General features: G+C 72.0%; 22 protein-coding genes. 11 read left to right on the top strand and 11 right to left on the bottom strand.

The window, feature by feature from the left end; all coding sequences use genetic code 11:
* Window positions 1-188 precede the first annotated feature (188 nt).
* The 6 genes from IG74_RS53575 to IG74_RS0128195 form a co-directional block, all read right to left on the bottom strand.
* Window positions 189-893, bottom strand: coding sequence for an FG-GAP repeat protein (locus tag IG74_RS53575; RefSeq protein WP_234334478.1), 705 nt, complete (start codon window positions 891-893; stop codon window positions 189-191).
* 18 nt (window positions 894-911) lie between these two features.
* Complete coding sequence (locus IG74_RS53570) at window positions 912-1658, bottom strand: FG-GAP repeat protein (protein ID WP_234334477.1); 747 nt, start codon at window positions 1656-1658, stop codon at window positions 912-914.
* A gap of 150 nt (window positions 1659-1808) precedes the next feature.
* Window positions 1809-3053, bottom strand: a complete 1245-nt coding sequence (locus IG74_RS0128210) for a serine hydrolase domain-containing protein (RefSeq protein WP_030683078.1) — start codon at window positions 3051-3053, stop codon at window positions 1809-1811.
* 227 nt (window positions 3054-3280) lie between these two features.
* Complete coding sequence (locus IG74_RS0128205) at window positions 3281-3661, bottom strand: hypothetical protein (protein WP_030683077.1); 381 nt, start codon at window positions 3659-3661, stop codon at window positions 3281-3283.
* A gap of 40 nt (window positions 3662-3701) precedes the next feature.
* Window positions 3702-5336 carry a M48 family metalloprotease gene (locus tag IG74_RS0128200; protein ID WP_030683076.1) on the bottom strand — a complete coding sequence of 545 codons (1635 nt, stop codon included), beginning with the start codon at window positions 5334-5336 and terminating at the stop codon, window positions 3702-3704.
* Window positions 5329-5787 (bottom strand): hypothetical protein, encoded by a 459-nt coding sequence (locus IG74_RS0128195; protein ID WP_037826156.1) that lies wholly within the window; start codon window positions 5785-5787, stop codon window positions 5329-5331. The genes IG74_RS0128200 and IG74_RS0128195 overlap by 8 nt, the downstream gene beginning before the upstream one ends.
* A gap of 223 nt (window positions 5788-6010) precedes the next feature.
* Between IG74_RS0128195 and IG74_RS0128190 the strand changes: the two genes are divergently transcribed.
* The 4 genes from IG74_RS0128190 to IG74_RS0128175 all read left to right on the top strand — a co-directional run bounded on the left by IG74_RS0128190 (window position 6011) and on the right by IG74_RS0128175 (window position 10720).
* Entirely contained in the window at window positions 6011-6904 is an 894-nt protein-coding gene (locus IG74_RS0128190) for an NADP-dependent oxidoreductase (protein ID WP_030683073.1), read from the top strand.
* A gap of 88 nt (window positions 6905-6992) precedes the next feature.
* Window positions 6993-8171, top strand: coding sequence for an FAD-dependent oxidoreductase (locus IG74_RS0128185; RefSeq protein WP_078869095.1), 1179 nt, complete (start codon window positions 6993-6995; stop codon window positions 8169-8171).
* Window positions 8172-8188: 17 nt separating this feature from the next.
* Window positions 8189-9115: an NADP-dependent oxidoreductase gene (locus IG74_RS0128180; RefSeq protein ID WP_030683069.1), complete on the top strand. Its 927-nt coding sequence runs from the start codon at window positions 8189-8191 to the stop codon at window positions 9113-9115.
* Between the two features lie 183 nt (window positions 9116-9298).
* On the top strand, window positions 9299-10720 hold the full coding sequence (locus IG74_RS0128175; protein WP_030683067.1) for a DEAD/DEAH box helicase: 1422 nt from the start codon (window positions 9299-9301) through the stop codon (window positions 10718-10720).
* 36 nt (window positions 10721-10756) lie between these two features.
* Here IG74_RS0128175 and IG74_RS0128170 read toward each other — a convergent pair whose 3' ends face one another.
* Window positions 10757-11485 carry an ArsR/SmtB family transcription factor gene (locus tag IG74_RS0128170; RefSeq protein ID WP_107059040.1) on the bottom strand — a complete coding sequence of 243 codons (729 nt, stop codon included), beginning with the start codon at window positions 11483-11485 and terminating at the stop codon, window positions 10757-10759.
* A 57-nt stretch (window positions 11486-11542) separates the two neighbouring features.
* On the opposite strand from IG74_RS0128170, the gene IG74_RS0128165 reads away from it, so the two are divergent.
* Complete coding sequence (locus IG74_RS0128165; RefSeq protein ID WP_030683063.1) at window positions 11543-12217, top strand: flavin reductase family protein; 675 nt, start codon at window positions 11543-11545, stop codon at window positions 12215-12217.
* On the opposite strand, the gene IG74_RS0128160 is transcribed toward IG74_RS0128165, so the two are convergent.
* On the bottom strand, window positions 12181-13350 hold the full coding sequence (locus IG74_RS0128160; RefSeq protein WP_051855550.1) for an amidohydrolase family protein: 1170 nt from the start codon (window positions 13348-13350) through the stop codon (window positions 12181-12183). The genes IG74_RS0128165 and IG74_RS0128160 overlap by 37 nt on opposite strands.
* 186 nt (window positions 13351-13536) lie before the next feature.
* Here IG74_RS0128160 and IG74_RS0128155 point away from each other — a divergent pair, with 186 nt between their 5' ends.
* The gene (locus IG74_RS0128155) at window positions 13537-14496 is read left to right on the top strand and encodes a sigma-70 family RNA polymerase sigma factor (RefSeq protein WP_234334476.1); all 960 of its coding nucleotides are present in this window, start codon (window positions 13537-13539) and stop codon (window positions 14494-14496) included.
* A 27-nt stretch (window positions 14497-14523) separates the two neighbouring features.
* Here IG74_RS0128155 and IG74_RS0128150 read toward each other — a convergent pair whose 3' ends face one another.
* The 3 genes from IG74_RS0128150 to cynR all read right to left on the bottom strand — a co-directional run bounded on the left by IG74_RS0128150 (window position 14524) and on the right by cynR (window position 18042).
* Window positions 14524-15504: a helix-turn-helix transcriptional regulator gene (locus IG74_RS0128150; RefSeq protein WP_030683052.1), complete on the bottom strand. Its 981-nt coding sequence runs from the start codon at window positions 15502-15504 to the stop codon at window positions 14524-14526.
* Between the two features lie 327 nt (window positions 15505-15831).
* Window positions 15832-16959 carry an FAD-dependent monooxygenase gene (locus IG74_RS0128145; protein WP_030683050.1) on the bottom strand — a complete coding sequence of 376 codons (1128 nt, stop codon included), beginning with the start codon at window positions 16957-16959 and terminating at the stop codon, window positions 15832-15834.
* A gap of 189 nt (window positions 16960-17148) precedes the next feature.
* On the bottom strand, window positions 17149-18042 hold the full coding sequence (cynR, locus tag IG74_RS0128140) for a transcriptional regulator CynR (RefSeq protein ID WP_030683048.1): 894 nt from the start codon (window positions 18040-18042) through the stop codon (window positions 17149-17151).
* A gap of 133 nt (window positions 18043-18175) precedes the next feature.
* On the opposite strand from cynR, the gene IG74_RS0128135 reads away from it, so the two are divergent.
* From IG74_RS0128135 to IG74_RS0128115, 5 genes are all read left to right on the top strand, one after another.
* Window positions 18176-18775, top strand: coding sequence for a carbonic anhydrase (locus tag IG74_RS0128135; protein WP_030683046.1), 600 nt, complete (start codon window positions 18176-18178; stop codon window positions 18773-18775).
* Between the two features lie 116 nt (window positions 18776-18891).
* Window positions 18892-19362, top strand: a complete 471-nt coding sequence (gene cynS / locus IG74_RS0128130) for a cyanase (protein WP_030683044.1) — start codon at window positions 18892-18894, stop codon at window positions 19360-19362.
* An 89-nt stretch (window positions 19363-19451) separates the two neighbouring features.
* Window positions 19452-19955 carry a nucleoside deaminase gene (locus tag IG74_RS0128125; protein WP_030683042.1) on the top strand — a complete coding sequence of 168 codons (504 nt, stop codon included), beginning with the start codon at window positions 19452-19454 and terminating at the stop codon, window positions 19953-19955.
* A 101-nt stretch (window positions 19956-20056) separates the two neighbouring features.
* A complete protein-coding gene (locus IG74_RS0128120) occupies window positions 20057-20842 on the top strand; it encodes a DUF4239 domain-containing protein (protein WP_030683040.1) in 786 nt (261 codons plus the stop codon).
* Window positions 20843-20904: 62 nt separating this feature from the next.
* Window positions 20905-21702, top strand: a complete 798-nt coding sequence (locus tag IG74_RS0128115; protein ID WP_030683037.1) for an inositol monophosphatase family protein — start codon at window positions 20905-20907, stop codon at window positions 21700-21702.
* The last annotated feature ends 379 nt before the right edge of the window (window positions 21703-22081 follow it).

Raw genomic sequence — 22081 nt, 5'->3', positions numbered from 1 at the left:
GATGTGCCCACGACGCGTGGTCTTATCTGCTGGGCACGGCCCTTGCTCCCAGCGCGTGAGCGCGGAGCGGCGTGGGTCCTGTGCCCTGTGCCCGTATGACGGCCTTCACCACCACGCCGGGCACAACCTCACCGGCACGCACCGCATCCCCGCTGGAGCTCAGCACTCGCAACGCCCGAAGGGCACGCTCACCGGCTGTTCAGCGGCGCGCCGTACTTCTGGGCCGTGGAGAGGTACGGCAGGCCGAGCGTGCGGGGTGAGAAGGCAAGGGAGCCGCCGGCCGAACCCCTGGGGAGGAGCCACGCGGCCCCCAGGGAGGCGTTCTCGCCGGGGGATCCGACGGTGACGTCCGGTACGCGATCGGCGTCGTGGTCACCCGTGGCGACGGCCGCGCCGAAGGCGTCGCCCGCCTCGGCGACACCCGGGACGCGGGGCGTGTCCTGGTTCCAGGCGACGGACGCGGCCCGGCCGTCGGCGTCGAGCAGGCCCTTGGCGCCCCCGCGGAGCAGCCAGGCGGCGCCCGCCCCCGCCTTGCTTCCGACGGCCTCGCCGGGAGCGCCCGCGATCAGGTCGTCGCGGCCGTCGCGGTTGACGTCGGCGACGGCGAGGGCGGCGCCGAAGCGGTCCCCGTCCTCGGCCACGCCCGGGACACCCGCCGTGTCCTGGTTCAGGGTCTGGGCGCGGGTGCCGAACGAGCCGCTCGCTCGGCTTCCGTAGTGGATGTGGACCCCGCCGCCCTTGGCGAGTCGCTCGGGGCCGCACGGGTCGTCGATGTTCTCGTCGGCGATCTCACGGCATTCGCCGAGCGCCAGGTCGTCGCGGCCGTCGCCGTCGAAGTCGCCCGCGGCAAGGGCGGTCACACCGGCGTTGTCCGTGTTCCAGAAGTTGGCCATCTCGGACCGGTCGGCGTCCTACTTCCACAGGCGCACGTGGGACTGCGTGCTGGGCTCGCCCGCCGTCCAGTACGCCACGCCCAGGTCCGCCGCGCCGTCGTTGTTGAAGTCACCGGTGGTCAGGACGGGGGCGCGGCCGCCCATGGGGGCGGTGACAACGGTGGTGACCATGCTGTCCTCACCCTGGATGACACGGGCGACGACCTTGTCCGTGCCGCCGACCACGATCTCCTTGTTGGCGTCGCCCGTCATCTCGGCCGCCACGACCGACTTGCCGTACGCAGCCGACGGCGACCGCCCGGTCAGGACCGTCGACCCCGGCCCAGGACCGCTCCTCGAACCGCCTACGACGGTGACCATGCCCGCGTCCTTGCCGCGGTCGGTGACGTCCTCGCCAGGGGCACCGGCCAGCAGTTCCGCGATGCCGTCGCCGTTGAGGTCCGTCAGGACCACGGACGCGCCGAAGCGGTCGCCCGCCTCCGGGGTGCCGGGAACCTCCGGAGTGGCCTGGGTGACACGGATGCTCCCGTGGGCGCCGACGCCTCTGGGACCGCCCCAGACGACGTTCACGTACCCGGCCTCGGCCCGGCCGTCGACGGTCCCGTCCGGGACGCCGACGGCGAGGTCCGCGTAGCCGTCGCCGTTGAAGTCGCTCGTGGTGGCACGCGGTGCGGCAGCGGCGGCGCCGGACGGGAGCACGAGCCCGGCGGTGACCGCCGCGGCGGCTGCGATGGCGTACGTCAGGGTGCGGCGGCTGTGTGGCATGAGGGCTTCCACTCGGTCGACGGGGCGTGGGTCTGTCTGGTGTGACCGTCGAAGGGCGGAGCTGGTTGTACGGAGTTCGCCGGTGGTTGGTGCGGGGTTCACCACGCGCGGGCGCGGCCCTTGATGGTGAGTGCGCTGCCGGGCCGGGCGTCAGCCGGTGATGGCTCGTATCTCCTGGTCGATGATCTCCCACAGCGGTACGCCGTCGCAGTTGCTGAGGACGACGCCGACCCAGCCGGTGTCCGGGTAGATGTTCCAGCTGGCGCCTGCACCGGGGTCGCCACCGGCGCGCCCCCACAGCCACTGGCCCTTGATGAGGCTGACCGGGATCGAGTAGGCCCCGAACCCCGCGTCGGCGGGGACCGCCCGGCCCTTCCGCAGGCCGCCGCCCTGCGGGGCGTGGGGAATCTTGGCCCCGGTGAACAGCTCGGCGTAGTGCCGGTCGAGGACCGTGCCGTCTCCGAGCGCGTGCGCGAACCGGACCAGGTCGGGCGCGGTGGCGAAGCCGCCGTCCCCCGGGGCGTCGATGAAGTTGCGGCCCGGGTTCTTGCCCGGCTGGTGCGGGCTCGGGCTGCCCTTGTCCAGGTTGCGCACGGCGTCCACCAGACTGCCGTCGGCCAGCTCCATGTACGGGTGCGCGATGTGCTTGTCGGTGAGCCACTGCGGCCGGGTGTAGAACCCCGTGCCGGTCATCCCGCAGCGCTCGAAGATGTGCTCCTGGACGTACTCCCAGTACGTCGTGCCGGTCACGGCCTCCACGATCTGCGCGGGGATGGCGACCTCGGGACCGGCGTGGTCGGTGGGAGTGCCGGGAGCGGCCACCGGCTTGGCCTGCCGGGCCCACCGCTCGTTGTACTCGCGCACCTCCTCCCGGCTCTGGAAGATCCGCTGCACGTCGACCTCCGGGTTGCTCAACCCGGAGGTGCCGGAGAGCAGATGGTGGATGGTCACCTTCTCGGCGATCTCCTTGGCGAAGCCCGTCAGGTGGGTGCCCACCGTGTCCCACAGGTTCAATTTGCCCTGCTGCGCCAACTGCAGGACGGCCACCGCGCCGAACGGCTTGCCCGCCGAGCTGAGGTAGAACGCGGTGCCTTGGTCGTTGCGGATCCCCTTCTCCTTGTCGGCCATCCCGTAGCTGCGCGAAAGGACCGTGCGGCCCCGGTGCGACAGCAGCACCACGCCGGAGAACTTGCCCTCGGCGGCCAGCTTCGCCACGTACCGGTCGTAGGCTCCGCCGGGCCGGGCGTCCGGCGGGATGACGTCGGAATCGGCTGGGGCCGGGGCGGCGTGGCCGGGTCGGGCGCCCACCAGCTGCGCACCGGCCGCCGCGCCGGCGACTCCGCCCCACCGGAGCAGCCGCCGCCGGTCCACACCACGTACGGAATCCGAGCTCATGATCACATTCCTTCGCTGGTCGATGAACCGCCCTTTGACGCAGGGTGGTTCGCGTGCCCACTCAAGACGGATCACTGTTGCGGCGGCGTATGCGTTTTTCGATACGCCCGCGATACGCCCGCTGTACGTCCGCGATACGCCCGGAGCCGTGCGGGGCCCGAGGGGGATGAGGACGAGGGGCACACGGGGGCGCGGATTGAGCCGTCCGCCGTCACGGGAGGTACCGCTCAGAGCCGCGGTACCCCCGCACGCTCCAAAGCCTTGCGGGCGGCGAGATAGCCCGCGATCCTGAACGCGAGCTCGTGCGAGCCGAACGCATCGGCGCGGGCACGCCGCAGCACCACCCGGGTCGCGGTCACGACTCCGTGCTCGGGCAGGCTCAGCTGCTCCTCGATCCCCGCGGCGGCGGCCGCGAAGAAGCGCGGCAGGTCCTCGGCAGGTTCGTACGCCACCGTCAGCCCGTGGGCCACCTCGAAGACGAAGCCCTCGGCCGCGGGCTCGAAGTCCACCGCTATCTCCGCGAAGTGCGGCGCGCAGTTCTGCTTCCGATGCAGCGCGCACACGCCGCGGATCGGATACGGAGGAAACCGGAGCGGCGCTGGCGTCATGCCGGAACGCTACCTCTGCCCGATGGCCACTGCCCCGTGCTTATCCGGCGACGAACAACGGCCCCATGGGGTCGATCACGACGAGCAGCAGGACACACCCTCCGAGGAGTGCGGCCCGGCGGATCCTGCCGCGCGACTGCACGCCGAACGCGCGCTGTTGGGGGCGGAAGCGGTGGGAGGGGTGCACGGTGAGAGGACGGCCGAGCGACACGCACAGCACCGCTCCGGAGTAGAACAGCGCCGAGGTGAGCGGGGCAAGCCCGGCGGCGTGGGCGAGTTCGTTGAGGAGCGTGTGCAGCAGGACCACCGCGGTGCCCGCCAGGATCACGGCCTGTGTCCAGGTGCCGTTGGGGCCCACCGGATGGGCCGGGCGTTTGAGGGCGCGAATCCGCCACCACCAGCCGGGATGCGTGTGCCAGGGGCGGGTGCCGCCGCGCAGCGGGCGCGCCTTCCGCACCCAGGTGAACAGGCTGATCCACCCGTCATCCGGTTCGGTGTGCCAGTGCTCCAGATCCCACTTCGGCCCCATGCGCCGTCCGGTCTGCTCCTTGGCCACGACGTTCCACGCCTGCGGATCGGCGCCCCAGTCGACCGCGTCCAGGTCGGCGCACAGCTCGCGGTGCCTGAGGATGTCGGTATAGGCCATGTACACCATCGCGACCAGCACGGCCACCACGGCCGCCTCCCACAGCGGTGACCACTGCCGCCCCGACCACGAGTACCGGGCCGCGCCGGAGAGCTCGCTCCCGTACAGCCAGGCGAGCAGCGCCATGTACGGCAGGACGACGGTGGCGACCAAGGCCAGCCACAGGGCCCGTACGGCGCTGCCCAGTTCGACGTCGCGGTTGCGCAGGTGGGCCAGCTCGTGCAGGACCACCGCCGCGAAGATCGCCCCTTCTCCCGTGTCCTGGAGCCACGAGTCGAAGTCGGTACGTGTGCTGCGTCCGCTGCCTGGCACCGGATCCCGGGTGGTGCCGTCCGGCGCAGGGCACGGGAGCGGCTTGAGGTTGCACTGGCCGTCCTTGCTCCAACTGCGCTGGCTGTCAGCCTCGTTGGGACCTTCAGGCAGGGATCCCGGCCCGTCAGCAGCCCCTGGCAGCGACACGGTGTCGTCGAAGGCGAGCGGCGCGTCGCCGGCCAGGGCCACCAGGCCGTTGTCGAGGGCGAGGCAGTATCTGCCCGCGGAGCCGAAGGTGACAGCGCCTGTGCTGAGGCGACGCGGATCGCAGTAGAAGGCCGGGATCCGTGAGATTCCGGCGTGGCGCGTCAGACGCAGGAGCGCGTCATGAGGAATCACGTCGCCTGGCGTGATCCGGTGAAGACGGCGCTTGCGCCAGGCGGGCCCGCCCAGATGGAGAACCGCGGCGGTCAGCAGCATCAACCCGCCCGCGGTCACCGCGATCGGCTCGACATCGTCCAGGATCCCGGCTTCGTAGGACCGGGCAAGCTCCCACTTGGCCATGCGCAGGGTGTCCAGAGAGGGCAGCCCGCGGTGACGACCGTCCAGCGTGTGCAGGAGGTCCGGGTCCTGTCCGCTGGAGACGAGGACCCGCACCGCGCGCAGTGAAAGCCCCACCGCGAGCGTCACGACCAGGACCAGGAACAGCGCGCAACGCCGGGTCGTGCCCTGCCCCAGCAGGCGCTGGTCGCGGCGCGGTACGTCGTCGTCAGCCATCGCCGGGCGCCATGGCGAGCCGGGCCACGACCGCGTCGGCCAGCGCCTCCGCCGCTCCCGCCTCCACACCCGACGCCTGCGCCCGCTCGACGACCTTCCGGTGTACGGCCTCCAGCTGTCCGCACGACAACGCCGGGACCTCCGTCGGCGGATCGGGAAGACGGCGCACCCGACGCAGCCAGGCGCCGCCCCAACGGCTCGCCCCGTCAACGGCCGTTGCCGCCGACCGCTGGGCCACCTCGTTGACCACCAGCCACACCACCGGCGCGACCAGCGCGAGCACTTCGGCGGCCCCGAAACCGAGGGGATCCCGCCGCGTGCGGGAGCGGCGGAACACCCGCGTGATCTGCCCGTCACTCAGCGCCGCCATGCCGTCAAGCAGCTTCACCTCGCGCGGAGCCTGCTCGACGAGGATGTCCCGCACCACCTCTCGTACGGTCTGCCCGGACATGTGCCTCTTCCTCCCCGTCGGTCACGTGTCCTGATGAACGAGACGACCGTGAGGCGGGAAACGCCTGGAAGTCGGCCGGTTGGCGCCTCTGGGGTCCGTCTTCGTGGGCGGCCGGGGCCTCCTTTCGCTCGTGGCGGCCGGGCGTGACCCTCGTTCGCTAACGCTATCGAGTCCAAAGCTGCACCTGTTTCTAAAGCCTAACCGTTAGTGTTACGGTCGCGGCATGAAGAGAGTGAGCTTCGCCGAGTTCGGCGGTCCCGACGTTCTCCACCTCGAAGACGCCGAAGAGCCCCACGCGGGCCCCGGCCAGATACGCGTCGCCGTGCGTGCGGCGGGCGTGAACCCCGTCGACTGGAGGATCCGCGAAGGCCAGTTCCAGAAGGTCCGCCCGGTCGAACTGCCCGCCGGGGTCGGGCAGGACGCCGCCGGAGTGGTGGACGAGGTCGGCGCGGGCGTCGACGGGGTCAAGGCCGGTGACCGTGTGTTCGGGCGGGGCGCGAGTACGTATGCCGAGTTCGCCGTCCTGGCGGCCTGGGCCCCGATGCCGGAGGACCTGACGTACGAGGAGGCGGCCGGATACCCCTCCGTGGTGGAGACCGCGCTGCGCATCATCGGCCAGGCCGGTGTGCGGTCCGGGCAGACGCTGCTCGTCAGCGGCGCGTCCGGAGGGGTCGGATCCGCGGTCCTGCAGATCGCCCGCGACCGCGGCATCACGGTGATCGGCACCGCCGGGGCCGCGAACCAGGACTACCTGCGTGAGTTGGGCGCCCTCGCCACCACCTACGGCCAAGGGTGGGTCGACCGGGTGCGCGGGCTCGGCCCCGTCGACGCGGCGCTCGACCTGGCGGGCTCCGGCGTGATCCGCGAACTCGTCGAACTGACCGGGGATCCACGGAGGGTGGTCTCCATCGCCGACCGCGGCGCGCCGGCCCACGGCGTCCACTTCTCCGGCGTGACCGGGAACGTGCCACAAGCCCTCGCCAAGGCCGCCGACCTCATCTCACGGGGCAGGCTCCACATCCCGGTCGAGAAGTCCTACCCGCTCGCCGAGGCCGCGGCGGCGCACGTCGACAGCCAGGCCGGACACACACGCGGACGGCGTGTCATCACCGTCTGAATCACCATCTGGATCAGCATCGGGATCGCCGTCTGGATCACCATCTGAATCTCCGTCTGAATCAGCGTCTGAACACGCAAGGAGCCCCATGCGCCCGCCCGTCACGATCATCGGCGCCGGACTCGGCGGCCTCGTCTTAGCCCGCGTCCTGCACCTCCACGGCATCCCCGTCACGGTCTACGAAGCGGAGCCCTCCGCGACGGCACGTTCGCAGGGCGGGATGCTCGACATCCACGACCGCAACGGCCAACTCGCCTTCAAGGCAGCCGACCTGATGGACGAGTTCCGCGGTCTCGTCCTGGAGGGCCGCCAGGCGACACGGCTCCTGGACCGCGACGGAACCGTCCTGTTCGACAAGGCCGACGACGGCACGGGCACGAGCCCCGAGGTGCAGCGCGGCGAGCTGCGGCAGACGCTGCTCGACGCGCTCCCCGACGGCACCGTCCGATGGGGGCACAAGGCCACCGGCGTCCGCGCCCTCGCCGAGGGCCGCCACGAGGTGACCTTCGCGGGCGGCACCACCGCGGTCACGAGTCTCCTGGTCGGCGCGGACGGCGCGTGGTCACGCGTCCGGCCGCTGCTCTCCGACGCCAGACCCGAATACGTCGGCCGGTCCTTCGTCGAGACCTACCTGTACGACGCCGACACCCGTCACCCGGCCACCGCGAAAGCGGTCGGCGGCGGCACGCTCGCCGCGCTCGACCCGGACGGGCACGGGAAGTGGCTCGTGGCTCACCGGGAGAAGGACGGGACCCTCCACGCCCACATCACCCTGGCCAAACCTCAGGACTGGTTCACCGCCGTCGACTTCACCGACGCCGCCGCGGCCTCCGCGCGGATCGCGGAGGAGTACGACGGCTGGGCACCGGAACTCACCGCCCTGATCACCGCCGGTCGGACCGCGCCGGTCCTCCGCCCCCTGCACGCCCTGCCGGTCGGGCACCGCTGGGACCGCGTACCGGGAGTGACCCTGCTCGGCGACGCCGCCCACCTCACGGCCCCCGACGGCGAAGGCGCCAATCTGGCCATGCAGGATGGCGCCGAACTCGGCGAGGCTCTCGCCGCCCACCCCGACGACATCGAGGCCGCGCTCACCGCGTACGAGCGGGAGCTGTTCCCCCGTAGCGCCGCGGCCGCCGCGGCCGCCGTGCGCAACCCCACGCCCCAGGAACTGATCAATTTCTTCACCGGCCGCCGAGCCAGCCGAGAAGCCGACTGGGAAGCTGACCGAGAGGCCGACCGAGAAACTGACTCCAACGCTTGCTAGGTGTACGGAGGTTGTCTGTGTTTGCTGTGCAATACCACCGCTACGGCGGTTCCGAGGTCCTTCGCCTGGAGGAGGTCGAAGAGCCGCACGCCGGGCCCGGTCAGATTCGCATCGCGGTACGTGCCACCGGTGTCACCCCTGCTGACTGGTACCTGCGTTCAGGGATGCTGCGGGGCATCGCCACCCTGGACTTCCCCCACATCCCCGGCATGGACGCCGCCGGAATCGTCGACGAGGTGGGGGAGGGGGTGACCGGCACCGCCGTGGGCGACGAGGTCTTCGGCCTCGTCCCCTTCGCGGACCAGGGAGGCGCCGCTGCCCAGTACGCCGTCCTTGCGGCCTGGGCGCCCAAGCCCCAGTCGTGGTCCTTCGAGGAAGCGGGTGGCGCCGCGGGCAACATCGACACGGCCACGCGCGTACTGGAGGCCCTGGAAGCCGCCGAGGGCATGACCCTGCTGATCGAGGGCGCCGCCGGGGGCGTGGGCACCATCACCGCGCAACTCGCCCGGGCCCGCGGCCTCACCGTGATCGGCACCGCGAGCGAGGGCAACCACGGTTTCCTCGAACAGCTCGGCGTCGTCCCGGTCACCTACGGGGTGGGCCTGGCCGAGCGCCTCGCCCCGCTGGCTCCGCACGGCGTCGACGTGGTCCTGGACGCGGCGGGCAAGGGCTCCCTCGCCGACCTGGTGGCCATCGTCGGCGACCCGCGCCGCGTGGTGACCACCGCGGACTTCGACGCCGACCGGCACGGCGTACGGTTCACCCGCTCCGAACCAGGAGAGTCGCCGGGCTGGGCGGGGCTGCCCCTGGCAGCGGATCTCGCCGACCGGGGTCGCCTCACCGTCCCGCTGCACGCCGTGTTCCCGCTGAAGGAGACCGGCGCGGCGCACGACACCAGCGCCACCGGCCACGCGCGCGGCAAGATCGTCATCACTGTGCCCTGACAGCCGCGGGCCCGGTCGTGCGCACGGGCCCGCCGGCCCGTGCGCACGACCTCGATGAGGAGCCCCGTGCTAACGTTGGGTGTTTGCAGCGTCGCTGTGTCGGTGCCCCGTTCGGTGCCCCTGGCTGGTGGCCGCGTCCCCGCCGCGCCTTCCTCGGTACGGTCCCTTCGAGGAAGGCTTTCTGTGAGCGAATCAGCACGTGTCGACGCCCGGCAGCAGGACTCCGCATCCGAGCCGTCCGGTGTCACCGCGACGCCGCCCGCGGCGGCGTCCTTCGCGGAGCTGGGGCTGCCGACCGCGGTGCTGAAGGTGCTCGACGAGCACGGTGTGACGGTGCCCTTCCCCATCCAGGCGGCGGCCCTGCCGAACGCGCTCGCGGGACGGGACGTCCTGGGCCGGGGCCGCACCGGATCCGGCAAGACGCTCGCCTTCGGCCTGGGGATGCTCGCCCGGACCGCCGGGCGGCGCGCACAGCCCAAGGAGCCCCTGGCGCTCGTCCTGGTGCCCACCCGGGAGCTCGCGCAGCAGGTCGGTGAGGCACTCACCCCGTACGCCGAGGCGCTGCGGCTGCGCCTTGCGACCGTGGTGGGCGGAGTGTCCATCGGACGGCAGGCCGCCGCGCTGCGGGACGGCGCCGAGATCGTCGTCGCCACGCCCGGTCGGCTGCACGACCTCATCGAGCGCAAGGACTGCCGCCTGGGACGGGTGCGCATCGCGGTCCTCGACGAGGCCGACCAGATGTGTGACATGGGGTTCCTGCCGCAGGTCACCGAGATCCTGGACCAGGTGCGCCCCGACGGGCAGCGGATGCTGTTCTCCGCCACCCTCGACCGCGACGTCGACCAGCTGGTGCAGAGCTATCTGCGCGATCCCGCCGTCCACTCCGTGGACCCCTCGTCCAGCGCGGTCTCCACGATCGAGCACCACGTCTTCGTCGTCCACGGCCCGGACCGGTACGCCGTGGCCACGGAGATCGCCGCCAGGGACGGTCGCGTCCTGCTGTTCCTCGACACCAAGCACGGCGTCGACCAGCTCACGCGGCATCTGCGGGCCAGCGGCGTGGCCGCCGCGGCCCTGCACAGCGGGAAGGCACAGCCGCAGCGCACCCGGACCCTGGCCCAGTTCAAGGACGGGCAGGTCACCGCGCTGGTGGCGACGAACGTCGCCGCACGCGGCCTGCACGTCGACGACCTCGACCTCGTCGTCAACGTCGACCCGGCCACCGACCCGAAGGACTACCTCCACCGCGCGGGCCGCACGGCCCGCGCCGGTCGCTCCGGCACCGTCGTGACCCTCGTCCTGTCGGGCCAGCGCCGCGAGACGAGCCAGGTCATGGCGGACGCCGGTGTCGCCGCCAAGGTCATCAAGGTGCGGTCGGGCGAGGCGGAGCTGAGCCGGATCACCGGCGCCAAGGCCCCCTCCGGACAGCCTCTCGACGGCGGCCCCGCCGCACCGCGCCCCAAGAACCACAACGCCCCGTTCCGCGGCCTGGGCAGCACCAAGGACGCCAAGGGCGGCTCCGGCGGCAAGTCCTCCCGCAAGAGCAGCGAGGCCCGCAAGCTCGCGGAGGCCCGCAAGGCGGCCCGGGTGCGGCGCGGCGGCTGAGCCCGGGTCCGCTGACAGGCGTCGAGCGAGCTCCTCTCACTTCTGCGAGAGGAGCTCGTCGGGCAAGCCGAGATGGCGGTGGAGCGCCTGGCGGCCGAGAGCAGTGACCGCTACGGCGCGCGTGGTGCCGACGGGAGTGATCCAGCCCGTGTCGAACGCGTGCCGGCACAGCGCCGCCCCGACGGCTCCGGCCAGGTGGGGGCGGCGCTCGGTCCAGTCCAGGCATGACCGCACCGATGGCCGGCGCGTATCGGTCGGAACGGCGATGCCGAGCTCTTCGAGCCAGGTCGCTCCGGCGTCGGTGAGCCCGAGCCCGTGCTCCTCGTCGAGCAGTCGGCGCGCGAGCATCGCGTCGGTGACGGCGACCCCGACGGTCCCGGCGAGGTGGTCGTAGCACGTACGGGCGTGAGCGAGTGCCTGTCGGCGTCCGGCCGCGGACAGGGAGCGGGGTGCCGGGGTGCGCTGGGGCGCCATCGCGGCGAGGCTCTCAATCAGCTCGGCGACGTGCGGACCGGCCAGACGCACGTAGCGATGGCGGCCCTGGCGCTCCTCGGCCAGCAGGTTCCCGCGGACGAGCGCGTGCAGGTGCTCCGTCGCGGTCGAGGGCGCGACCCCCATGTGCCGTGCCAGTTCCTTCGCCGTCCAGGCCCGGCCGTCGAGCAGGGCGAGACAGAACCCGGCCCGCGTGCCGTCGGCCAGAAGCTTCGCCACGGCAGCCAGGTCGGGACCGGCCGCGTGGGCGCGCTGCATGTCCATGCGGACCATTGTCACCCCGTGACGCTTCGGCCCCGGCCGAAGCGACCGGATCCTAGGCTGCCGACCATGTACACGGCACTTCCAAGGCCCCTGCCCGCAGCGGCGGAGGCGGAGACAGTCACCCACCTGGAGATCGAGCCGAGCATCCTGTACTTCGGGACGCCAGTGGTGCTCCTGTCGACAGAAAATCAGGACGGCTCGTTCAACCTCGCCCCGATATCGTCCGCATGGGCCCTCGGACACACGGTCGTGATCGGCCTCGGCCGGGAGGGGCAGACCGCACACAACCTCGGCAGCCGACCCGACCTGGTCATCAGCCTGCCCGCCCCCGCCCAATGGCCGTCCGTGGAGCGGCTCGCGCCGCTGACCGGCAGGAACCCCGTACCCGCAAGCAAGCCGGAGGGCTGCCGCTTCGAGCCGGACAAGTTCGCCGCGGCGGGCCTGACCGGCGAGCCCTCCCAACTGGTCCGGCCGCCCCGGGTCGCCGGATGCCCGATCCAACTGGAGGCCCGTGCCGCACGGGTGCGGCCGGATGCCTCCGGGGACTTCGTCATCGTCGAGGCCGTCGTACGCAAGGTGCACGCGGACTCCCGCATCGTCGTTCCGGGCACCGACCACATCGACCCCGCCGCCTGGAGCCCGCTCGTCTACAACTTCCGCCACTACTTCGGACTCGGCCCGGAACTCGGCCACTCCTACCGCACTCAGACGCCCCCCGACGCCAAGGAGCCCGCGTCGTGACGGACCCCGCGCCGCCAGACCGCGGTGAGCGAGCCGAGGGCGGCGACGTCCCGGGTGGGGTCGCCCTCGACCAGGAGGAGGTCCGCGCGGAGGCCGGGGGCGACGCGGCCCCGGTCCGTCAGGCCGAAGTGCCGGGCCGGGACGGCAGTCGCCGCGGCGAGCGCCTGCTCGGCCCCGAGGCCCGCCTCGGTGAGCAACTGGAGCTCGCGGTGCAGGCCGACGCCGTGGGCGGGCGCGAACGGGGTGGCGTCGGTCCCGGTGAGGAGAGGAACTCCCGCCCGGTGCAGCGCCCGTAGCGCGCCGACGGCGTTGGCGTAGTGGCCGGGGTGGGAGCAGACGGTGGCGCCGGGCCGCTGTGCGGAGAGCGCCTCGAAGTAGGCGAGGGTGGTCACGACGAAGACGCCCCGGGCCCGGATCCGCTCGGCGAGCCGCCGCGAGTCCCGGTCCTCCGGGGGGAGGTCGGCCCAGACGTGAGCCAGGCCGTCCGCACCGGCGTCGAGCGCGAGGTCCACCTCGGCCGCGGTGATCGCGTGGGCGATGACCAGCAGGCCGACTTCGTGCGCGGCCGCGGTGAGGGCGGTGGCGACGGCCGGCGTCAGGCGAGGGAGGTCGGTGCCGTGCACCGCGCCGTCGTCCAGTACGAGCTTGAGGTAGTCGGCGCCCTCGGCCAGCCGGGCCTTGACGAAGGCCCCGGCCTGCGCGGGGTCGGTGACGTGGTCGATCTCCGTCACCTCGCTCGGGTCGAGGACGGTGCCCGTCAGGGCCGCCAGCAGTTGCGTGGGGTGCCCGCCGGGTGCGGTGGCGATGGTGCCCGCGCTGCGCAGGTCGGCCACGTCGTCGTGCTGGTCCGCCAGCCGCCGGTGCCGGGCGAGCGGCCGTGGCAGACAGAACATGTCGAACTCGGTGGTCACTCCGTACCGCAGCGCTTCGGCCAGGCTGCCGTCGAACACATGCGTGTGGGCGTCGATCAGCCCCGGCAGCAGCGTCCCGCCCCGCCCGTCGACCTCGACGTCGGCCGTGCCGTCCGGGGCGGCGCCGACCGCGGTGATGAGACCGTCCTCCAGCACCACGTCGGCGGCGCCGAGGGCACGCTCACCGTCGAACACATGGGCGCCGCGAATCGTTGTACGCATCGAAGTCCTCTCTGTGTGTTGCCCGAGGAGCCTCCTTCTCCCCGGGCAACCCCACAGAGCAGGGGCCGGGCGCCAACTGTGACATTGGCGGGCACCATCGTGTCGTGGCTCACATTCCCGTCCGCATGTCACACTCGCGGCGCGACGGCCCTCTTCGGTCTGACAAGGAAGAGCAGAGGAGGAACATTGCCAAGCCCGCCCCCGCCCCCGTCCCTGCCCTTGGGCGCCGACGCCGTCACCGACCAGTTCCTCGGCCACCGTGAGCTGCTGTTCGCGGTCATCTACAACATGCTCGGCAGCGTCGCCGACACCGAGGACGCCCTCCAGGAGGTGTGGCTCGCCTGGTCCGCCCGGCACCGCAGGCCGGACGCCGAGCCCGTGGAGAACCCCCGGGCCTATCTCGTACGCGTCGCGGTGAACCACGCCCTCGCCCGCCGCGCGGAGTTGAGCCGCCAACGCGAGACGTACGTCGGCCCGTGGCTGCCGGAGCCCCTGGTGACGGACGGAGGCGCCGTCACTGACCGCGCCGAGCGCGCCGAGGCGCTGTCCATGGCCGTGCTGGTGGTCCTGGAGACCCTGTCGCCCTTGGAGCGTGCCGTGTTCGTGCTGCACGAGGTCTTCGGGTTCACCCATCCCGAGATCGCACACATCCTGAACCGCGCTCCGACGGCGGTACGCCAACTCGCCACTCGCGCGCGCCGCCACGTCCACGCGCGCCGCCCCCGCCACCGCCCGGAGCCGGACCTGCACGCCCAGGTCACCGAGCGGTTCGCCGCGGCAGCGCTCGGCGGCGACCTGCGAGGCCTGTTGGAGCTCCTCGCACCCGACGTGACGCTCTGGACCGACAGCGGCGGCAAGGGACCCGCGGTCAGCCTGCGCCCTGTCCACGGCCGGGACCAGGTCGCCGCGGTGTTCATGGCGGTTGCCCGGGCAGCACTCGCGGAGGGCCTGGACCTCCGTCACCGCCTGGTGGCCGCGGACCCTTGCGCGCTGGTTTTCTCCGGCAACGGCCCGCTCGCCGTCCTGGTCGTGGACCTCGCTCCCGACGGAGACCGGATCGCCGGCGTCTTCTCGGTCACCAACCCGGACAAGCTCTCCGGCATCGGGCCCCGCCGCACGGATCAGAGCGGCGCCGCTCCCGCATGACTACGACTGGCTAGGACTGATACGGCGCTATCTGCGGGCTGCGGTGTCGGAGGGCAGTTCGGCGAAGCGGTCGCGGTACTGCCCGGCGAAGCGGCCGAGGTGCGCGACGCCCCACCGGTAGGCGATCGCACCGACGGGGTCGGTGGAGGCGAGGATGTCCTCACGAATCCGGTCGAGCCGCAGGTTGCGGACGTAGGACATGGGGGAGAGACCGAGCCGGTCGCGGAACGTGGAGGTGAGGGTCCGGGTGCTGCAGCCCGCTGCCCTGGCGATCGCGTCGAGGCCGATGTGCTCGGTGAGGTTCGCTTCGATGAACGCGAGGGCTGCCCGCAAGGAGCGCGGGTAGCCGGGTGCCGGACCGTCGTGCAGGTCGCCGGTGTGCGAGTGCGGCTGGGCCAGGAGCAGGGCGGTGACGAGGCATCGCAGCTGGCTGCGCTGCAGCTCCGCGCGCTGGAACAGGGGGTCTTCGGAGTCCAGCTGCTCGAGGAGGGAACGGACGAGGAGCCGCACCGCCCGGCCCTTGGGCTTCGCCAGGTCGAGGGCGAAATCGAAGCGCACGGTGGACACCGGCGGACGCCCGGTCAGTGCGGCGAATTCCTGGTCGACCAGGGCGGCGTCGATCCGCAGGCCCAGGAACCGCGACCGCTGGCCGCGCAGCGGTCGCAGTTCCTGGATGTCTCCGGGGTTGGCGATTCCCGCCGTCGCCTTGTCGAGGGTCGCCCGCAGGCCGCCGCACGATGCCGAGATGGCGCCGGAGACACCGATGTTGATGAAGTAGGGGCCGCGGTTCCGGCCGGCGGCCGAGGCGACGCGGACATCGAGGGGCGAGGCGAAGTAGCCCACCGCGAAGTCGTGTGCGGCGACGCCGCGCAGTTCGTGATCGCCGTCGCACAGCTCGGCCAGGGGCGATGCGGCCACCGAACCGCCGAACAGACGGGTGGCGGCGTTGAGCAGGTCGGCGGGGTTCTGGGACCTGGTGATGGGGTGGTTGCGCAGCGGTGTCGGCACGATGGTGGGGGCACCTCCCTGGGGGCCATTGTCGGCCATCGTCGGCCATGGCGGTTGGTGGGTGCCGTGGCGGTCGGCGGGTTCCGTCGCGTCACATCGGCGGGGTGATGAAAAGCCCCGGGTCGACGTCGTCGTGCGACGTGGCGGCGGTGAACTCGCCCATCTCGTCGGCCGTGCCCCGCAGCGGGGTGGGGCCGCGGCCGGGGTCCGGGTTCGGGGTGCGGTCCGACTCTGGGGCCGGGAAGCCCCAGCGGACATGTGCCCCTCCTTGTCCGTCGTACGAACGACAGGCCGTGGGGACGCTCTTCGCGCCGCATGGCTACGTTGCTACGCGGGCTCGGCCATGAGCCGGTGGCAGGCATCGGCCAGCGGATACGCCTCCTGATGGCGCCGCGCCTGCTCCAGACCGATGATGGCCACCGAGGTTTCCACGAGCGTTCGGCACCGCGGCGCGCGCCGGCTGACGAACGCCTGGAGCCCGGCGCCGACGGACTCGTGCCGCCCGACTTCCTGAGCCAGTACGAGCCCGTCCTCGATGGCCAGGGCGGCGCCACTGGCCATCTGCGGCGCGGGGGCATGCGCGGCGTCACCGATGACCACGGCGTTGCCCCGGTTCCAGACGCCCTCAAGGAGCGCCGTGTGGACCGGGCGGCGCACCACTGATTCCGACGCGGACACCAGAGAGCGGATCTCCTCCACCCGGCCGGGAAAGGTGTCCAACAAGTCCCGCAGACGCGGGGCGAGTTCGGCATCGGGCAGGACGCTCCGTTCCACCCCGTTCTCCGTCAGGAAGACGTACGCCTGCTCGCTCGAGAGAGGCACGAGGCCGGCCGTGTGGGCCTTCCCGGCGAACTGGTGGATCCCGGTGGCCCACGACGGGCGGGGCACCAGAGCCCGCCAGACCATCTGCCCGTGGAAGCCGAGCGAGGCCTCAAGACCCAGCAGGCCCCGCGTCGACGAGCGGATCCCGTCCGCGCCCACGAGCAGCGCGACCCTCCGGTCCGTCCCGTCCGACAACCGCACGCGGACCAGCTCCCCCTCCTGATCCACGGCGACGGCGGTTACCCCGTACCGCACCACGACGCCGCACCGCTCGGCTTCCGCGTGCAGGACGCGGTGCAGTACGGGCCGCGCGATGCCGGCCATCGCCGGTCGCCGTGCACCGATCAGACGCGGCAACTCGACCTCGCCCGCGGGCTCGCCGTCCACGTCCACGTGCGTGATCGTGCTCATGCCGTAGCCCTCGGCCAGACACGCGTCCGCGAGCCCCAGCTCGTCCAGCGCGCGCAGCGAAGGGCCGGTCAGGCACAAGCCCCACCCAGAAGTGGCCGCCGACGGACCGAGTTCGGCGATCTCCACCTGCCACCCGCCGCGCGCCAGGGCGGTGGCCGCCGTCAGACCAGCCACCCCCGCCCCCACGATCACGGCCGTCCGCACACCGCGAAAGCTGTCCATGTACGCCTCCAGAGATCCGACTTCCGCGAAACCGTAGGACGCGCCGGCACTCCGCCTCGTCCGCATCGAGCAACAGCCATCCACTGTCGGCAAGCAACCACGACGACCGTGACGGAACCCTCCTCGGACGCCTGCCCCTCAGCCGGGACGCTCGACCATTCCGCCCTCGGGGGCGGGAACCCTCCACCCTCAGGCCAAGCCCTGCGCCCACTCGACGGCCAGGTGCGCGAAGGCGCGGGCCGCGGCGCTCTGGTAGGTGCTTTCGCGGCGCAGGAGTGTGACGGTGCGGGAGGGGAGCGCGGGGGTGAGGGGGATGGGGGTGAGGTGGGCGTGGTCGTGGGCGATGGCGTCGGGCAGGACGGTGGCCAGCGGGGCGCGCGCCACGATTTCGGTGAGGGCGTTGATGGAGTTGGCCTCCAGGGCGATCCGCAGCCGCACGTGGTGGTCGGCGAAGTGCTGGTCGATGTGCCTGCGGGTGGCGAAGTCCCCACTGAGCAGGGCGAAATGACGTTCGCCGAGGCCGGTGACCGGCAGGGGCCCGGGTGCGCCGAGGTCGGGGTGGTGGGGGCCGACGACCAGGCTGAGGGCCTCGGTGAACAGCGCGGTGGCCTCGACGCCCGGAAGGTGGGTACCGCTGAAGGCGATGCCGAGGTCGAGCCGGTCGGCCAGGAGGTCGGCCTCGATGCGGTCCTGGGTCATCTCGCGCACGTCCAGGGTGATGCCGGGATGGCGGGTGTAGAAGTCGGCGACGAGCGGCCCGGTGAGGTAGGCGGTGAAGGTGGGCGTGACGGCGAGGCGGAGGTGTCCGCGTGCCAGGTCCTGCACGTCGAGGACCGCCCGCTCGCCCGCCGCGAGGTTCCGTAGCGCGCGCCGGGCGTAGTGGGCGTAGGTGGCCCCGGCGTCGGTGAGGCGCACGGTGCGGCCGGTGCGCTCGAGGAGCTGGACGCCCACGGCCTTCTCCAGCTGTTTGACCTGCTGGGACAGGGTGGGCTGGGCGATGCGCAGCTCCTCGGCGGCCCGGGTGAAGTTGGCGTGCTCGGCGACCGCGAGCAAGTAGCGCAGATGACGCAGTTCCGGCTTCATGCCCAAAACTATAGATGAGAGCAATAGGAGTGAGTGGTAATGCGTCTTGGACACTATAGATGCTGGTCGGGCACAGTCAATGACGTCGGCCCCACCGACACCGACACACCCGATCGAAGGGAGTGAAGAGGTCATGCGTCATCTCGCCCAGGGAATCGACCGCTTCCAGCGGGAGGCCTTCCCCGCCAAGGCCGGGCTCTTCGCCCGCCTGGCCACCACCCACCAGCCCGGCACGCTGTTCATCGGCTGCTCCGACGCCCGCGTCGTCCCCGAGCTGATCACCCAGACCGACCCCGGCGAACTGTTCGTCATCCGCACCGCCGGCAACCTCGTCCCCGCGCACACCCCCGGCGCCGACGGCGTCGCCGCCAGCATCGAGTACGCGGTCGCCGTCCTCGGCGTACGGGACATCGTCGTCTGCGGGCACTCCGCCTGCGGCGCCATGACGGCCCTCGCCGAAGGCCACGACCTCAGTGGCGCCCCGGCCATCGCCGACTGGCTGCGCCACGCGGACGCCGCCCTGGCCCGTACCGCGGCCGCCGATGACGGGCACGAGCTCGCCGCGCTGGTCCGGCAGAACGTCGCCGCCCAGCTGGCGAACCTGGCCACCCACCCCTCGGTGGCCCGCGCCCTGGCCGAGGGCCGCGTACGACTGCACGGCTGGGTCTTCGACATCCCCACCGGCACCGTCGAGGACCTCACCGCCGACCCGCGCCCGGCCCTCGCGGCCTGACCCGCCCCTCCATCCCCGCTCCCGGCCCGGCCCGACCTGACCGGCACGCCGGGACCCCTTCTTCCCGATCCTCACGACATCCGGACGATCGGGCCGTACGAAAGGAAACCCCTCTCATGGTGCACGCCCAGTTCGACAACAGCGCCCGTCAGCAGCTCGCGATCGCCGCGGTCGAGGCCAAGATCCGCCGTGACCTGTCCTGGCAGCGGATCGCCGACGCCGCGGGCCTGTCCGTCGCGTTCGTCACCGCCGCCGTCCTCGGCCAGCACGCCCTGCCCGAGCCCGCCGCCAAGGCGGTCGCCGAGCTGCTCGGCCTGGACGAGGACGCCGTACTGCTGCTCCAGACCATCCCCACCCGCGGCTCGATCGAGGGCGGCATCCCGACCGACCCGACGATCTACCGCTTCTACGAGATGCTCCAGGTCTACGGCACCACCCTCAAGGCCCTGGTCCACGAGCAGTTCGGTGACGGCATCATCTCCGCGATCAACTTCAAGCTGGACGTGAAGAAGGTCGCCGACCCCGAGGGCGGCGAGCGCGCGGTCATCACCCTGGACGGCAAGTACCTCCCGACCAAGCCCTTCTGAGCCAGCCGGACACCACGGCACACCCGGGGCGGGCCCGGACCGCGTATCGCCAGGCCCGCCCCGGCACCCACTCCCTCTGGAGGATTCCCATGGACTTCGCACAGCGCACCATCGACATCGCCCGGCAGAACGTCGCCGAGGGCGGCCGCCCCTTCGCGACCGTCATCGTCAAGGACGGCGAGATCCTCGCCGAGTCCCCGAATCTCGTCGCCCAGACCAGCGACCCCACCGCCCACGCCGAGATCCTCGCCATCCGCGAGGCCTGCACGAAGCTGGGCACCGAGCACCTGACCGGCGCCACCATCTACGTCCTGGCCCATCCCTGCCCCATGTGCCTCGGCTCGCTGTACTACTGCTCACCGGACGAGGTCGTCTTCCTCACCACCCGCGACGCCTACGAGCCGCACTACGTGGACGACCGCAAGTACTTCGAACTCGACACCTTCTACGGCGAGTTCGCCAAGGACCACACCGAGCGCCGCCTGCCGATGCGCCACGACGCCCGTGCGGACGCCATCGCGGTGTACCGGTTCTGGCAGGAGCGCAACGGCGGCGAGCGCCGCGTGGCCGACGCCCCCACGTCCCCCTTCTGAGTGGCGAACGCGCCTCCCAGGCATATCCGCCGCTGCCGTGACGCACGACAAATACGCGGGCTTGCCCGTCTGTTGTGTCACTGACTCCGCCTGGGGGACCTGTGGAACTGTGGCTGCTGAACAATCTGCCCACCACCGCGATCGGCGCCGTGATCGTCGGCGGCGTCGTCATCCTGGCCCTGGCGGGCAGCGTGCTGACGCACCGGCTGCACCCGCAGCTGGCGGAAGGCGAGCACAACGACATGGTCGGAGTCGTCCTCGGCATGTACGGCGCCATCTACGGCATCATCCTCGCGTTCGTCGTCGTGACGCTGTGGACCCAGGTGCAGGAAGCCGACGCGGTGGTGCAGAACGAGGCGTCGTCCCTGGCCCAGCTCACCTGGGACAGCGAGGTGTTCCCGCCCGCCCAGCGCGACCGCGTCCACGCGGCCGTCGGCGCCTACACCCACAAGGTGGTCGACGTGCAGTGGCCCCTCATGCGGACCGGCAAGCCCCGGTACTCCGTCGCCCAGCAGCAGATGCGTGACCTGTTCACCTCTCTCCAGACGTACGAACCGCGTACGGAGAGGGAGAAGGCCTTCTACCGCAAGGCGACCGACGACCTCAACGCGGTGGTCACCCACCGCCGCGCCCGCATGACCATCGCCGACCAGGAACTCCCCGGGATCCTGAAGACCCTGGTGTACGGCGGCGCGCTGGCGTTCATCCCCCTGACCTTCCTCTACGGCATCAACAGCCGCCGCGTCCAACTCCTGTTCGTCGGCGCGGTCGCCGCCCTCATCGGATTCAGCCTGCTGCTCGTCGTCGTCCTGGACCACCCCTTCGCGGGCAACATCAGCGTCGACACGGCGGCGTACAAGGTGGGCCCGCTGGCACAGTTCTGGTGACGTCGCACGAGGGCGGGAGGGTTCGGCGGGGGCGGTGAAGTCGCCTGGGTAATCTGCACGACGTGATCAACCCATACGAGAGTTCTGACGACGCCGCGGTCGCGATAGCCGGGGCACGGGCCGGCGCGGACGTGGTCCGGAGCGTGTACGGCCAGCGCCTCAACCGCATCGACAAGGGCGCCGGGGACTTCGCCACCACCGCCGATGTGGAGGCGGAGAAGGCGATCCTCGGCGTCCTTCGCGCCGCGCGGCCCGACGACGCGGTGCTGGGCGAGGAAGGCGGACAGCAGGGTGTCGCCGACGCTGCGCGCCAGTGGATGGTGGACCCCCTGTGCGGCACTCTGAACTACGCCGTCGGCAACATGCTGGTGGCCGTCAACGTGGCCCTGCGCGGCGGGGCGGCCGCGGTGGCCGACCCGTTCAGCGGTGAGGTCTTCTTCACCGACGGGCAGACCGCCTGGGTGCGGCATGACGGGGCCGACGACACCCTGCTGACACCCTCGCCCGCCACCCGGCTCGTGGACGTCAACCTGGACCCGCCGTTCCCGAGCGCCCCCCGACTCCGGGCCGTGGACCTGCTGGCCCACCCCGACTTCGTCGAACGCTTCCGGCCGCGCGTCGTGTCCACCACGCTGGCGCTGGCCTGGGTCGCCGCCGGCAAGCGCGCCGCGTACGTCACCGACGGCGGAGACCTCTCCAACAGCGTGCACTTCGCAGCGGGCATCGCCTTGTGCCGGGCCGCGGGCTGCGTCGTCACCGGAATCGACGGCGGCCCGCTCGGAGAGACAGGCCGCGGCCTCGTCGCAGCAGCCGACGGCGAGACGCACGGGCAGCTGATGACGCTGCTGCGGGCCCGCTGACCGGCTGCCATCGGCCGGGCCTGGCAGGGGGAGCCGGAGGGTGCCCACACCATCCGGCAGCCGCACAAGGGGACGCGACTTCTTCTTCGCGCGTGCGGCCCTCTGGACTGGCACCGCAGGGGCACGGCCTCACCAGCGTGCCCATCCGGGCCGCCACCGGCATCTGGCTCGCCCCGCGTCCCCTCCGCTGAACACCGGATCCACCTTGCGACAGTATGGCCATTTACGCTGGTCAAACCGTGGATAGCTCAACCAGGTCGTGGGCCCGGGCGACTGGCAGGAGCCCGTACCAGTCTGAGGCACCGTCGGCCCACCGGGCGCGCGGGACACCCGGGTCACGTCACCGCTACGAGGGACGTTCACGGCGCGGCAGCACGCT

This window comes from Streptomyces sp. NRRL B-1347 (genome assembly GCF_000720325.1).
GTDB lineage: Bacteria > Actinomycetota > Actinomycetes > Streptomycetales > Streptomycetaceae > Streptomyces.
Note: the sequence above shows the minus strand (reverse complement) of the source record. Positions and strands in the feature narration are given on the sequence as shown.